The sequence below is a fragment of the Microcoleus sp. EPA2 genome (genome assembly GCA_020882975.1).
Taxonomy (GTDB): domain Bacteria; phylum Cyanobacteriota; class Cyanobacteriia; order Cyanobacteriales; family Microcoleaceae; genus Microcoleus.
Window position 1 is genome coordinate 44,544 of the sequence record JAHRFD010000027.1, and the last position, 14,928, is coordinate 59,471.

Annotated in this window: 10 protein-coding genes and 1 other RNA gene; 4 read left to right on the top strand and 7 right to left on the bottom strand. The window is 43.4% G+C overall.

The features are described from left to right. Nucleotides 1-999: 999 nt before the first annotated feature. Nucleotides 1,000-2,754 carry a CapA family protein gene (locus tag AAFP14_RS20845; RefSeq protein WP_341734121.1) on the bottom strand — a complete coding sequence of 585 codons (1,755 nt, stop codon included), beginning with the start codon at nucleotides 2,752-2,754 and terminating at the stop codon, nucleotides 1,000-1,002. A gap of 284 nt (nucleotides 2,755-3,038) precedes the next feature. Continuing rightward, entirely contained in the window at nucleotides 3,039-5,921 is a 2,883-nt protein-coding gene (locus AAFP14_RS20850; protein ID WP_341734122.1) for a pentapeptide repeat-containing protein, read from the bottom strand. Between the two features lie 314 nt (nucleotides 5,922-6,235). Between AAFP14_RS20850 and AAFP14_RS20855 the strand changes: the two genes are divergently transcribed. The 4 genes from AAFP14_RS20855 (at nucleotide 6,236) to folB (ending at nucleotide 10,630) form a co-directional block, all read left to right on the top strand. Further along, complete coding sequence (locus tag AAFP14_RS20855; RefSeq protein WP_341734123.1) at nucleotides 6,236-7,399, top strand: HEAT repeat domain-containing protein; 1,164 nt, start codon at nucleotides 6,236-6,238, stop codon at nucleotides 7,397-7,399. Between the two features lie 328 nt (nucleotides 7,400-7,727). After that, complete coding sequence (map, locus tag AAFP14_RS20860) at nucleotides 7,728-8,489, top strand: type I methionyl aminopeptidase (protein WP_341734124.1); 762 nt, start codon at nucleotides 7,728-7,730, stop codon at nucleotides 8,487-8,489. Nucleotides 8,490-8,753: 264 nt separating this feature from the next. After that, nucleotides 8,754-10,118 (top strand): serine/threonine-protein kinase, encoded by a 1,365-nt coding sequence (locus AAFP14_RS20865; RefSeq protein WP_341734125.1) that lies wholly within the window; start codon nucleotides 8,754-8,756, stop codon nucleotides 10,116-10,118. A 155-nt stretch (nucleotides 10,119-10,273) separates the two neighbouring features. Continuing rightward, the gene (gene folB, locus AAFP14_RS20870; RefSeq protein ID WP_341734126.1) at nucleotides 10,274-10,630 is read left to right on the top strand and encodes a dihydroneopterin aldolase; all 357 of its coding nucleotides are present in this window, start codon (nucleotides 10,274-10,276) and stop codon (nucleotides 10,628-10,630) included. 117 nt (nucleotides 10,631-10,747) lie between these two features. On the opposite strand, the gene nuoK is transcribed toward folB, so the two are convergent. The 5 genes from nuoK to ssrA all read right to left on the bottom strand — a co-directional run bounded on the left by nuoK (nucleotide 10,748) and on the right by ssrA (nucleotide 14,893). Beyond that, entirely contained in the window at nucleotides 10,748-11,053 is a 306-nt protein-coding gene (gene nuoK, locus AAFP14_RS20875) for an NADH-quinone oxidoreductase subunit NuoK (protein ID WP_341734163.1), read from the bottom strand. A 302-nt stretch (nucleotides 11,054-11,355) separates the two neighbouring features. Beyond that, nucleotides 11,356-11,985 (bottom strand): NADH-quinone oxidoreductase subunit J, encoded by a 630-nt coding sequence (locus AAFP14_RS20880; protein ID WP_341734127.1) that lies wholly within the window; start codon nucleotides 11,983-11,985, stop codon nucleotides 11,356-11,358. Nucleotides 11,986-12,194: 209 nt separating this feature from the next. Further along, nucleotides 12,195-12,770, bottom strand: a complete 576-nt coding sequence (gene ndhI, locus AAFP14_RS20885; protein WP_341734128.1) for an NAD(P)H-quinone oxidoreductase subunit I — start codon at nucleotides 12,768-12,770, stop codon at nucleotides 12,195-12,197. Nucleotides 12,771-12,876: 106 nt separating this feature from the next. Beyond that, entirely contained in the window at nucleotides 12,877-13,995 is a 1,119-nt protein-coding gene (nuoH, locus tag AAFP14_RS20890; RefSeq protein WP_341734129.1) for an NADH-quinone oxidoreductase subunit NuoH, read from the bottom strand. A gap of 507 nt (nucleotides 13,996-14,502) precedes the next feature. Beyond that, nucleotides 14,503-14,893: a transfer-messenger RNA gene (gene ssrA, locus AAFP14_RS20895) on the bottom strand. Between the last annotated feature and the right edge of the window lie 35 nt (nucleotides 14,894-14,928).

Consider the following 14,928-nt stretch of genomic DNA (forward strand, 5'->3'; position numbering starts at 1 on the left):
TCTATTTTCAGTATCACAATCTTTGTGATTCTTGCATTTGGAGTAGGTTTTTTAAGCGTTAATTTTATTTTAGCTATTTATGCAAAATTTTCTTAAACCAGACTAGATAGCGCAGAAACCAGATTTTTTGCGGGAATATTTCCTGACAGCCACAGATGCAATAAAAAAACCCAGTTTCTTTAGTCGGAGTCTGTAAGTCCTGCTGACAGCCATGCCCTTGGGGAGGTGACTTCTTTCTTCGGCTATAATTTCAACTGTAAAGATTATGGTCTGGGTCTAGCCAGACAATATAAAAAACATTTTCACTAAAAAAGCCATGCGACCGTATTCATTCGCAGAAATTTGAAACTGGTAGGGCATATTTACTAGCGCAGATTCATTGGGAATCCCAAAGCCATTAGGTTCAGTAGTATTGTTCCCAACTATGCCATGACATCGCAGACTTTTGCTCTGATTATTGATAACTTCCAGAGCATTCAATTGTGACAAAAAGTCTGCCTCCGCCGACTAAGAAATAAAGGAGGTATTTAAGGCGGATTGGGTATAACTGAAATTTTACTGTGTGTTAAAAATATGTAGGGGCGGGTTCACTAACAATAATTGCCTAAAACCCACAATCTCGTAAACCTGCCCTCACTCACTTTGTGCTGTTACAGAACCATTTGCACAAAACTTTCCTTGTTTCTTTAGATTCACTGTGCAAGTCGGCTCGATCGCCTGATTGTCGGAGCGATCGACTAACTCACTCTTTTAAGATACTAAGTTTTACACCCAGAAACCGGATTTCTTACCTAGATGCTGCATTTCAGCCTTCCACTAGAACCAAAAACTCCGGTTTCTGTAATATTTACACCTAATATTCCGATCCCCCTCGCATCCCCACCCCCCCCAAGGGGGGATGCGGAAAGGGGGACTTTGAAAGCGCTCTTGTCCCCCCCGAACTCGCGGGGGGTTAGGGGGGATCACATTCTATGCAGCCTCACAAAAAATTGGTATCAACTATTTACTCTGCTTCACAATTTGTCCCTCATCGCCAATACTCAAACCAGCATTAGGAAAATCGCTTTTCGTCAGACGCCGAATCAACTTCACACTCCTAAAATCATCATCCAAATACGGAATACCCTGGCCATTAAGTGCGATCGGAATAATCTTACCAGATACAAAATCACCCTGCGGATTCATCTTCACATCCAAAATCAGAGATTTACCCAATTCTCCCACAGTTGACAAAGTACGATAGCCCATAAAATTGCCCAGGGAATAAGCAATCAATTTCCCCTTATAAAGTTCCATCGCCCTAGGAACATGGGGCCCGTGTCCCAAAATCAAATCCGCACCCGCATCAATCATTGCTCGCGAAAACAAAACCATATTTCCCCGGTTTTCACCAGCAAAGAATTCAGTTCTATTTCGCACATTCAAAGCCCCCGTCCCTTCCGCACCGGCATGAACAGATATCACCACAATATCAGCCTTTTGCTTAGCTTTTTTGACAACTTCCGCCCCAGCCTTTAGTTCCAATAACGAATTATGAACTTCGCCGTAGTTGCTAAAACCGATAAAAGCAAAATTCACACCTTTGACATTTTTATAGACAATTTGGTCTCTTTTACCAACGGCTTTCATCCCATTGCTGTCAATGTTTTTAATCGTATCCTTAAATCCCGGCTCGTTAAAATCGTAGGAATGATTGTTGGCAATATTCAAAATATTAAAACCAGCATCTTTCAAGATTTTTGCATAACTCGGAGGTGTGCGAAAGGCAAACAGCATACCTCCGCCGCCTCCTTTCGAGCTGTAAGGATGATCGGTCATCGTGCTTTCAAAATTGCCAAATAGAATATCAGCTCCTTTCAAATGCGGTTTAACCGACTCAAATAAAATCTCGTTTTTTTGAGGTAATTTGTTGTAGGGAAAATTAGTACCTGGGATAATATCCCCCACTGCTTTGATACTGACAGTTGCGGGTGCTGTGAGGGTTTTTTTGGCTGCTACGGGTGGTGTTTTTGGAGTGGGGATGGCTTGGGGAGTTGGTGAGGGGAAGTCTATCGATCGCACTTGGGGTACCTCCGCCTGGGGTATTTCAGTCTCAGTAGCAGCGGTGCTTGGCGATTTGTAAAGTTGAGTAGCTAGAACAATCCCAGATATCGGCACTAAAATTAGACTCAAACCAGCCATGTAAAGCCAAGGTTTTTGATGCTGAGTTTTGCTGCTGACAAGCTTTTGTTCTTCCGGTGGATTCTTGGGTTTTTCAGTGGTAACTACAGATGGTTTTGGTACTGTTTGCTCGGTGATTTGAGGACTTTTTGGTTTTTCTGTTGTAAGTACAGGTGGTTTTGGTGCTGTTTGCTCGGTGATTTGAGGAGCAGCAATTTTGACATTTTGATGTGGTTCTACCTTTTGTAAAACCGCACTAATTCGAGCAGCCCCTGTAACTGCTGGTGCGGAATTCAATGGTTTGGTTAATTCGAGATTCTGAGTCCAAGCTGGCAATTCCTCACCATTTTGTCGCCCGTAAATTGTCAGGGAGTAAAGGTGATTTGGTTGCAGTCTCTGCAAGCCTTTGACTGCGACTCGGATGCAAGCATCTTGGGCGGGTAATTTTTCACCTTCGAGCAACAGATGCAAGGTGTTGTTTTCGCGACTGGCTTTAGCTGTGACTCCAAAGTTTTGGAGTGCTTGAGAGATCAAAAATGCGATCGCCTTAGCATCGCCTTCTTTTGCTAAATTTACAATATCTTGTTGGCTCACAAATGCCTCTACTCTCACACTAAAAATTTAGGTTAATTTTATACCAAAATTACACCATATAGCAATCCTAAATCATTTGTGAATTTCTTACTCCCGGACCTTAATAAGGGGAGGGTTGGGGTGGGGTAAAAAACTTTACGACTCCTGCAAGGACTGCTATATCAGTAAATAAATCAGTCCTGAAGGCACGGGGGGTCAAAAACCCGGTTTCTGCGTCAAAATCTCTCGGATAAAGCGACGATTTTTGAAAGAAACCGGGTTTTTTGCGTCCAGGAATGTAAATATTAATCGATCGCCCAAACGCTTCCATCCGGCATGATTGTCCCACTCAAACGAACATCAGTCAAGTCAACACCCTCCAGATTAGCACCTTGCAAATCTGCACCACTCAAATTAGCCTTAGTGAGAATAGCACATCTTAAATCTGCATTTTTCAACTGAGCCTCGCTCAAATCCGCACGGCTTAAATTAGCTTGATTTAACTTAACATTATTTAAAAAAGCCCCCACTAACTTGGCTTTTTTCAAACTAACACCGCTCAAATTAGCACCATTCAAATCAGCAATAATCAACCTTGCACCATCTAAATTAGCATTTGCTAAATCTGCACCGCTCAACTTAGCATCAACCAAATTAGCTCGCTGCAAATTTACACCAACTAAATCCGCACCAGATAAATTTACACCCTGAAAATTTCTCCCTCCCGCTGCATATCTACCCACCAAATCTCCCGCATCTGTAACACTAATATTTCTCTGATGGTGCTGGTTCCAAGTAAAAGTAAAACTATCGCCACTTTGCATGACTCGCCACATTTCATCATACATAGGATATGCACCAGTTCCACTCAATTTCAGCCAACCTTTTGACCTAGTTAAGGCTACAAATAATTGGTTTCGCAAAATCAAATTACTTTCATTTTTAGCAATGGAGTCAAAACCAACCAGATAAACCATATCTGCTTCATTTCCCTTAGCACGGTGAATTCGAGATACCGTGACTCCGCCTTCGCACCAAAAGCGATCGGGCTGAGAATTGGGTTTATTTACTTTCAATAGATTGCAACTTGGGGTACTGGGAATGTAAATATCAATTCCTTGGTTCATTAAAAAATTAGCCGTATAAGTTTCAAGTTCCATAGCTTCAAAGCCCGTACCTAAAACAATCACTAAAATTTCCCTAGAGGGTCTCAAACCGTCCACTTTGAGATTGTATAAAATATCTTCAGCTATGGCAGTTAATTCTTCTTGACGAGAACGGTATGCTTCAAACTCTAAAACCGGATTTAACCACAATTTAGGCACTAAATTCGGAGAGTTATGAGCAGGGCGATAAATAGTAACTTTTTTAGTGAATTGATACTGATTATTTTTGACTGTTGATAGATTTTGTGCCGATTCTCCCTCGAAAACTACCTCGTAGCCGATCGCCTTCCAATCTTCCACGCGAGTAATACCAGTCAGCATTCCCCCCCGTCGCAACAAACCCATACCAATTCCATGAGCAGCAGTTAAAATTGGGCCGGGAACGCGGTAACATTTTTGCATAATCTCAGTCTTTTTGATACCGTCGCTGTACTCGCCATTTACCAAATGCCCTAACTCTTCACCAAATAATTTGCTAGCGGTGGGAATCTCTAGACATTCCAAACTTTGTGCTTCATCATAAGCCCAAATTAAACGGCGCAAATCTTGACCCCCCCCAACCCCCCCTTGTAAAGGGGGGGAGAAATTATCCAATGTTTGTAGCTGATTAGCACCGCCTTCTCGATCGGGGGGAGTTGGGGGGGTATTCACAAGACGCAAAGCTTGATAAGCCATCCAAAAAAATGGCTGTTTTCCTTGTATATTAAAATTTGTGGCAACCATTAAGTCTTGAGATTCGTCAATGAGAATAGCATCAAAAATTTGGGGTATATTAGCAGACTTTAGCAAGTGGCGACAGACATAGGCTAAAGCTTGACTTGGTTCCTGAAAATCTGTGTCACCAACAGTCAAACGTCCCACTCCCGCAGCGCGACAAATTGTACTGTAAAGTCCGGGTTTGTCTTGTCCACCCCAAGCATGGAGGGGACGCAATTTTTGATTATTATTAGCATCGTAGCCAATTTCACCATTGCTAAAACGGCGGAGCCACTTATCTAACTGGGCGACAATCTGCTCGTACAAACTGCGAGAAAAAAAGACCAAGGCAATATCCCAATCAGGGTATTTTAAGTGCATCAGAGCTGCTTTTTGGCAGAGCACAACTGTTTTGCCAGAACCAGCAATTCCGCGAATTCGCTGCGGCCCAGGAGGAATCTGTTTGCCGATGCGTTCTTGTTGTAAATCTAGTTGGGAAAACTGCTGCTGTAAAGTAGCTAAAACTGCTGCACGGGTTGTATAATTTGCCAGAGGGGAAGAAATCAAATTTGTTGGTAGTGCTGGTTGCTGCTGATTGAAAAAAAATCGTCTGGGTCGTGGTTTAAAAATAGGAGTTCCGCCAATTACAGCTAGCAGTAACTGCCACTGTTCCCGGTTTAATTGGCTTCCTTTAAAAACACAAGCCGTATTTTTAATGAATTCTATTAGATGCGGAATAGATAATTGAGGATTTCCCGGTGAGGAAATGACAAAATTTTGGGCGGTTCCTGGTTTTTCGATTCCACTAATTATTGTTTGTCCTGAATTTCTGTGGAGGTGGTCGTGAAAAAGGATCGGCGGATTGCTCGGAAGCTTGTTAAACTCTTTATTATGCCACTGTTGCTGAGAAATTGATGGTAAGGCAACGATCGCCCGCCCGCTGACTTTGCCTCGCAAAGCTGTTTCGCGATCGCAGTAGCCAAGCAGGGCGTATAGTTGATGCTCTGCTTGCTGATAGGGGTTGCCCCCAGTAGTATAAAAATGTTGGAAATCCCATCTATGACCAGATATGGCGACAATTTGGTCGATCGCGATCGCTTTGACCTCAATGATAGTTAAACCCAGTTCAAAATCAGCAATTAGAATATCAGGCTCTTTGCGAAAATTTCCACAGGAAGAAAAAATAGGATATCGCCAGTAGGCAATGCAATCGCGATCGGCAAAAGCCTCACAAACGGCATCCCAAACCTTTTTTTCTGCCGTTTCTCCGGTTTTTCCTAGTGGCTCAGTCGCAATAAATTTTCGAGATTGTGCTGCTTTACTCACAAGAGTCTCAGTATCTGTTTACGATAATTAATTCAATGACTAAACCGGCAAGGAGGCAATTGTGTCAACTAAAGACAGACTTTTAAAGTGCGATCGAAAAAACAGCAAAAGTCTTGCATTCCCAATTTTTCTTTTCTTCTGTCTGCTGCCGAAAGCCTTTTGCCTTCCTTGAGGCAATCTCAAACCATTATTTTTTCATAATCTGGGGCTATTTTTGAATTAGTTGAGCCCATAGCAGCTAGGATCGAGCTAGCTCAAGGTTCCAGCTAAAGCCTGTCATGCGGCATTGCCTCTAAAAAACCCGGTTGAGTCTTATGGCGTACTACCGATTCACTTTACTTTTATTTACCTGTATCGCCTGTCTGGGGGCAGCCTTCAGTCCCGATGGGGACGGACGTCAACACGCCGTCAATGTTTCCTACCGCGATGCTTCTCCAGAAATTGCTGAGGCGAACTCCTCCTCGGACACTAGCCCCGACTCCAAGACTCCAAAACCATCTCCAGAAACCAATAGAAGTAAATCTCAACCCTCTAAAACCCAAAAATCTAATTCCAAACTCCCCAAATCAATCTCAAATTTAATCGTCATTTTGTCTCACCAGCGAGGGTTGTTAATCTTGGGTGTGGCAGCCATTGTCATCACGGCAGCAGCAGTATTTATCATGCTCAAATTAGTGGGTAGTGACGATTCAAATCATGCTAAGCGAAAACGGGGTAGATTCGAGCGCCACAAACCAAAAAATACTCAATTCAAAACTGCCGACTCTCCCACAAAGCTCAACGAAACTAGACCAGCAGGCATTTATTTGGGAATCAAAACCACACCAGTATTGCCCGATGGTTCTGATTTCTCTAAAGGCGACAATCCAGACAGTAGAGAAGCGGAAAAAACAGGAAGTGAAGGCGATCGAATTAATTCCGATGCCTTATATGTAGAGACTAGCAGCAACGGCTTATACAGTGACACAGATTTGAATCTTTCCCCAAAGAGCCATCTTGCCGATTCCTTAGCCCCTCTTACCAAAGATATTTTCCTGCCCGAAAATGATGAAAGAAGTCAAGTTGATATTATTGAATTATTGATTGAAGATTTGCAGCACCTCAATCCAGAGAGGCGGCGTAAGGCAATCTGGGAACTGGGGCAACATGGAGATTCCAGAGCTATTAAGCCACTGGTAGATCTGCTCGCAAATTCTGACTCTAACCAGTACAGTTTAGTCTTGGCAACTCTCTCAGAAATAGGCGTTCGCACCCTCAAGCCAATGAATAATGCTTGGTCAATTTCATTGCAAAATCAAAACCCCGAAGTGCGTAAAAATGCAATTCGTGATTTGACACGCATCTATGAATTGGTGAATCAAATTACTTACTTATTGCATTATGCTACTGACGATCCCGACCCCGAAGTTCAGGAAACAGCCCGCTGGGCAATTAATCAGTTAAGTTTCATCCGTCCTCGTTCTGGGAAGGATAGTTAATAATTTCTTTCCAGATAAATTATTTATTTCTCTATTCTCTAATATTACTAAATAATTGCACGATCGCCACCATAAAATAGAAGTAGTAGCACCTTTCCCAATTATGGAAATACAGAATGAGGATGATTGGCGAAAAATTTGTGCAGATTACCCCAATGCTCCGGTAGAATATTTATGGTTTCTGACCACAACCGAAGTACAAAAACAAATCCGAGGGTGTCCATGGCCACCTTTGTTGATGAAAACACCCTGGATTGAAGCTTTCGGAAAAGTCCCCTTTGAGTTAAATTAACTCTTACTCAACCACAAAAAACACAAAAAAATAACTATGGCTACCGAACGTTTAGTGTTGTTATCTAGTAGAGAAATAGAAAAAATGCGCCAAGCAGGTCGCTTAGCTGCCCAACTTTTACTACACCTTGAACCCATGATCAAACCCGGTGTCAGCACTTTAGCAATTAATGACGAAGCCGAACGTTGGACTTTGGCACATGGCGCAAAAAGTGCTCCGTTAGGTTATAAAGGATTTCCTAAGTCTCTCTGCGCTAGTGTAAATCAAGTAGTATGTCATGGCATCCCAAATGCCAAACAAATTTTGAGAGAAGGTGACATTATTAATATTGATGTAACGCCTTTAGTTGATGGTTATCATGGCGATACTTCCAAAACTTTTTTTGTTGGGAAACCTTCACCCGTTGCAAAAAGGTTAGTGGAAGTAACTGAGGAATGTTTGAGAAGAGGAATTGCGGAAGTCAAACCCGGTGCTCGTACTGGCGACATCGGCGCAGCAATTCAAGAGTATGCAGAAGCACAGGGCTTTTCGGTAGTCCGAAATTTTGCCGGGCACGGTGTCCATCGAGTGTTTCATACGGAACCGGAAATTCTGCACTATGGGAAACGGGGGACTGGAAAAAAGTTGAGACAAGGGATGGTTTTTACCATTGAACCTATGATTAATGAGGGTACTTGGGAAGTGGAAATTCTCGCAGATGGTTGGACTGCTGTGACTCAAGATGGAAAGCTTTCGGCTCAATTTGAACACACTTTGGCGGTGACTGATTCTGGGGTGGAAATTCTGACGTTACCTTAGAATTGATTAACCAACATTAGGCATTTTAATGGTTTGGTGAGGGTCTGAGATGCTTGTGTTCCTTGGCAAAACTCACGACTCGGAATTACCTATAGCAACTGCCAAAGCTGTTAAGGCGCTTTGGCTACTGCTATCAATCTTTAGCAAAGTGTTTCTTTTCCTTAATCAAAAAAAGCGATCGCCCTTGCTTCTCTCCCTTGTCCACAAATTTGGCTAGAATTAAGCTATGCTGAGCTCCCCAACTCGAACAAATTTCAGTTGTCTATGTCTAACTCCTCCCTCCTCAACCCAGGTTCAACTCTCGAAAAACGCTACCGAATTATCCGCGAATTAGGCCGCGGTGGCTTCGGGCGCACTTACCTCGCCGAAGATATCAACCGCTACCACGAACCTTGCGTACTCAAAGAGTTTTCTCCGGTGATTCACAGCCCCAAAGCTGCCGAATTGTTCGATCGCGAATCGAGTATCCTTTACAACCTCCAACACCCCCAAATTCCCCGCTTTCGAGAACTTCTGCGAACCGATATCGGTGGGAGTCAATGTTTATTTTTAGTCCAAGATTATATCCCTGGTCAAACCTACGAAGCAATACTGATATCGCGTCAGCAACAAGGTAAAAATTTTAACGAAGCTGAAGTTACTCAACTGCTATTTCAGATTTTGCCAATTCTAGAATACATCCACTCGAAAAATTTAATTCACCGCGATATTTCCCCGGACAATATTATTCAACATGATGTTGACAAATTACCATTTTTAATTGATTTCGGTTCTGTCAAACAAATCGCAGCCACTGCTGTATTTCAGTTTCAAGGACAATCGGATACGGCGATCGGCAAACAGGGTTATGCGCCTATGGAACAGATGCGACAGGGTAAAGTGTCTCCGGCTAGCGATTTGTATGCTTTGGCTGTCACCGCTTTAGTCTTGCTGACAGGGAAAAAGCCTCAGAAATTGTACGATGTTAATCACAAAACTTGGGATTGGCGATCGCACGTCAGTGTCAGTCAAAATCTCGGTACTGTATTGGATCGGATGTTAGCAGACAATGCGGGCGATCGCTATCAGTCTGCAAAAGAAGTCCGCGCAGCACTCAAAGATCCAAAATTATCTCAAATTAGCAGCATCATCTCCCAAATGGTGACAATGAACTTTGTCGGCCGCCCTTTCAAAAACAGCACTCAAACCCCTACCAGCAATCATACTCCTGTTGGCCCCAATCCTCAAGTTGTTAATATCAAAATTTTCCAATTAATTCCTTGGAAAATATTAGCGAGTTTAAGTGTTGTTTTATTACCAGGAATGCTAGCATTTAGTGTAGTTAAGTCTGGTTTCACCTTTCCTAAGCTGCCTGATTTACCGAAATTTTCTTCCCGCCGCCAACCACCGGATACATCCTTAGACAGAGCCGAAATACTTCGTCAAGAAAAAATTGGTCAGCGACGTAAAAATCTCAACATTGATAAAGATATATTCTATCAAAAAGTTGATGAGTTATTTTACAATAAATATCCCGAATTAAAAGGTCGTAGCTTGACAGATAAGCCAGAAGATGCAGAAATCAGGCAGAAATGGTGTGAAGTTGCTGAGGATTTTCTGGACAAGTTGGAGAAAGGAGGAACTTTTTGATATTTAAGATAGAATAAGATTTATTTAACCACAGAGGGCGCAGAGGGCGCAGAGGGAAGAGGAAGAGTAGCACAGGAAAGAGAGGGAAGAGAAAGATAACTTTATCTGCTTTAATACAAATTTGTATAGGCAAACCACTTTTAGTTTATTGCAAAATGGATTCTATTCAACTTACAGGCATTCGCTGTTACGGATATACTGGCTATCTGCCGGAAGAGCAGGTTTTGGGGCAGTGGTTTGAAGTGGATGTTACTCTCTGGCTGGATTTATCGCAAGCTGGCAAAAGTGATGATATTGAACATACTCTCGATTACCGCAGTGCCATTACTCTGATTCAAAATCTAGTCAAAGAATCTAAGTTTTTGTTGATCGAACGTTTAGCAGATACCATCGTCCAAGCGCTTTTACAACTACCTTTAGTGGATAAAGTCAAGTTACAACTCTCAAAACCAGCAGCCCCTATCCCGGATTTTGGTGGCAGAATTACTCTCGAAATTACTAGAAGTCATTAGTCCTTAGTCATTAGTCATTCGTTATTAGTCATTAGTTAGTTGGCTGTTGGCTATTGGCAGTAGTCAGTTATGATTCAACCAATAACTAATGACTAATGACTGATGACTACTGACTAATTACCACTTCAGCAAATTAAATGCTTCCATGTCTACGGTATTACGGTTGCGATAAATCGCCAACACAATTGCTAAACCTACCGCAGCTTCAGCAGCAGCTACCGTGACTACAAATACGGTAAATACTTGACCTTTAATGTGCACTGGGTCGAGATAATTAGAGAAACCCATCAAATTCAGATTGACGGCATTTAGCATTAGCTCGATCGACATCAACACCCGCACTGCATTTCGGCTAGTGATCAAACCGTAAATACCAATGCAGAAAAGTGCGGCGGCTAATAACAGGAAATACTGGAGTTGCAGTTGCATAAATTTAAAGAGGAAGGAAGAAGGAAGAAGGAAGAAGGAAGAAGGAAGAAGGAATAAGGAAGAAGGAAGAAGGAAGAAGGAAGAAGGAAATTAACTGGTTCCTAGGCTCTGCCTGGGAACCGATTTCTTGCTTGCTCTGCCTCGCTTCTAACTGGTTCCTAGGCTCTGCCTGGGAACCGATTTCTTTCTTGCTCTGCCTCGCTTCTTCAACCTTCCTTCTTAGTTTCATGAAAATTTGAGGCAGAGCCTCTGGATCTGCGTTACCAGGCAGAGCCTGGGAACGAGTTAACGAGTTACTACTTGTTAGATTCGGGTAAAGAAGTATCTCCGGCTGCTACTAATTCACGAGGTCTTTCTGGCAAACTAAAAGCTGGTGTTTCAGATAGTTTGTTGGAGGGCAATTCATCGACGAAGAAATCGCGGCGGGCTAACACAATTGCTCCTACCATTGCCATTAACAAAAACACTGATGCTAACTCGAAAGGTAGCAAATAGTCTGTAAAGAAGTGTTTGGCGATCGTCACGATCGAACTTTCGGCTGGTGCGCCCGTCGTGGCGACAATTGCCCAAGGAGTAGACAGCACCATTGTGCTCAAGAGAGCAAACAAACCTACGCAAACTACTGCTGTTGCTACTTGACGCACCCAAGCATTAGGAATGTTGCGAAAATCTTCTCGCTTGTTCACCAACATAATCGCAAACAAAATCAAGACGTTAACAGCACCAACGTAAATCAATACCTGGGCTGCTGCTACAAAGTCGGCATTTAGCAATAGGTACAAACCAGCAATACTGGTAAACACCCCACACAGCAAAAAAGCTGAGTAAACGATGTTGGAGAATAGCACTACTCCTAATGCTCCTCCAATCATCATTACGGACAGTATGCCAAATGAAACAATTTGAACCCCTTCAGCTAAATTCACAATCTTTAATCCTCAATCATTAGTTTTCGATCGTTCGTTTTTATTCATTAGTTAGCAGTCATTAATAATTATAGTCCTGGACACAACTGTCACACGACCATCGACTTGTAGGGTGCGTCAGACGAAGTTCTATAACGATTATCGAGAATTTCGGGATCTGACGCACGTTGCTACTAATGACTGATGACTGCTGACTAATGACTAATTACCTATTTTTCGATAATTTCCTCTGGACGAAGACCTGCACGCCGATCGCTGCTGGAAACTTCATGGGGGTCCATCGCACCTTTGGGCAAATAAGCGAATTCCCGCAACGGTGTCACCATCGGATCGTCTGAAACCTTGTAGGGTAGACGTCCCAAGGCCACGTTGTCATAATTCAACTCATGACGTTCGTAGGCTGCTAACTCGTACTCTTCTGTCATCGACAAACAATTAGTCGGACAATATTCCACACAATTGCCGCAGAAGATACACACCCCAAAATCGATACTGTAGTGCTTGAGTTGTTTCTTCTTAGTTTCTTTGTTAAATTCCCAATCCACTACAGGTAAGTTGATCGGACATACCCGAACGCAGACTTCGCAGGCGATGCACTTGTCAAATTCAAAGTGAATTCTGCCCCTAAAACGTTCGGAGGGAATCAGTTTTTCGTAAGGATACTGCACCGTAACTGGCCGCCGCCTCATGTGGTCAAAAGTAACCGATAACCCTTGACCGATATACTTAGCAGCTTGAAAAGTTTCTTTGGCGTATTCGCCTACTTGATTGAGGAATTTTAGCATCGTGTTCTCTCTCTGTACTTGAGTTTTTGGTAATTGCTAATTGATAATAGGTAAGGATAGTTAACAGCTAATTGACCTTAGCTATTAGCTGTTTACCTATTACGAATTAACCGCCAAAAGCAAAGGGAAAGGCAAGTTTCAACGCTGCGGTCAATAGTAAATTAACTAGAGCAACGGGAAGCAAAAACTTCCATCCTAAATTGAGCAATTGGTCAATCCGAACTCGTGGCAGAGTCCAGCGGAGCAGAACTGCCAGAAACAGGAAAAAGTAGGCTTTGATCAGGGTCATTGTAATGCCCAGCAAGCCGGTAATTACCTGCAACCAAGGAGTATTTTCGCTCAATCCTAGGGCATTGGTCAGCACTCCGACGGGAATCGGACACTCCCAGCCACCGAGGTACAAAACGGCTACTAGCAGGCAAGAAAGGACGAGGTTAACGTAGGAAGCGATGTAGTATAAAGCAAATTTCATGCCTGTATACTCAGTCTGATATCCTGCTACCAATTCTTCTTCTGCTTCTGGAAGGTCAAAGGGTAAACGTTCGCATTCTGCTAGTGCTGCTACCCAGAAAATCAGGAATCCCGCAGGTTGGCGCCAGATATTCCAGCCGACGATGCCGTAGCCTGCTTGTTGATGTACGATGTCGATCGTACTCAGGCTATTGGACATCATCACCACTGCCAATACTGCCAAAGCTAGGGGTATTTCGTAGCTAAGGGATTGAGCAGCGGCTCTGAGTCCTCCGAGGAGGGCGTATTTGTTGTTAGAAGCATAGCCGGACATCAGCAAGCCGATCGGCTGAATGCTAGAGAGGGCAATCCACAGAAATATTGCTGTCCCCATATCGGCGATCAGCATATGCTCTCCGAAGGGCACGATTAAGTAGGAGAGAAAAACTGGGATCACCACAATTACCGGGCCGAGCGTGAACAGCAGCGGGTCAGCTTTTGCGGGTACGATGTCTTCTTTGAATACCAATTTTAGACCGTCAGCAACGGGTGCTAGGACTCCCAAAGGGCCGATAAATTCCGGGCCAATCCGCTGTTGAGCGGCCGCAGAAATTTTCCGTTCTAGCCAGACGCTAGTGAGTACCCCGAAGACGGCACCGACAACCATCAGTACCATTGGCAGTGGTAGCCAAAGCACTTGGGCGATGTCCGCAGGTAAGCCCAAATTCATGAGGGCTTCTACAAAACTTCCTTGTAAGTCAATTCCTGGGTTCATGTTTCCAGATGAATGAGCGATCGCATATATTTTTGCACCTACCCTTAGTAGGAGTACGCTTGGAGAGTAGGTGTTTGTAAAGATTTTTAATGCTTTACCGCATATCAGTATATCGCCCGACAGGCTACAAGAACGGACGGACGGGGTGAAATTCTAGTTATTTGATCCCCTAGCTTAGCTAATGGGTTGGTAACTTATGGAAAGACCAAAGAAACCGGGTTTTTATGGGTTTCTGCAAGTTTTAATGAAGTATTTTGGCAAAACCCGGTTTCTGACTACCCGTGCGTCAAGGACTACAGTCCTGGACGCACAAAGACCAAAGAAACCGGGTTTTTATGCGTTTCTGCGTGCTGTAACGAAGTTTTCTCCCAAAAACTCGGTTTCTGGCCACCCGTGCCTAGAGCGACATATAGCCCAAACAAAAGGGCTGAGAATTAATTCTCAGCCCTTTTGATGCTTTAAAGTAACTTTCAAATGGTTGAAACCATTGATTTTACGCTACCTTTTTTATGGAACTGGGCAGAATCGAACTGCCGTCCAAAGCGGGTATTTACCTTCCGATCGTTCACAGGTTTATCCCCTCTAATCCTTGGGGCGGGAACCATCTTTATCCTAAATGGGAGGATTTTCTAGTGATTGCTTTCCCAGCTAGCCGACTAGAAACGTTTAGCTAGGGCATCCGTTGGGGGTTGTTATGCTACCGTTAACGGAGTTAGGTGGCATACACTCTAAACCAAGCTCAAGAAGTTTTTAGGCTACAGCTACGGCTTTGCGAGCGAAAGGAACGATGTTGTTCGCATTTACTATTTTGTTTGAGCCGATATTTACGAGAGGAGACTCACTCTCGACCTGCATCACGGAGCAGCTTTCGCCACCCTGTCGAAACCATTACAGCCCCTCGTGCATTCTTTCATGATAGACATGATTGTGTAT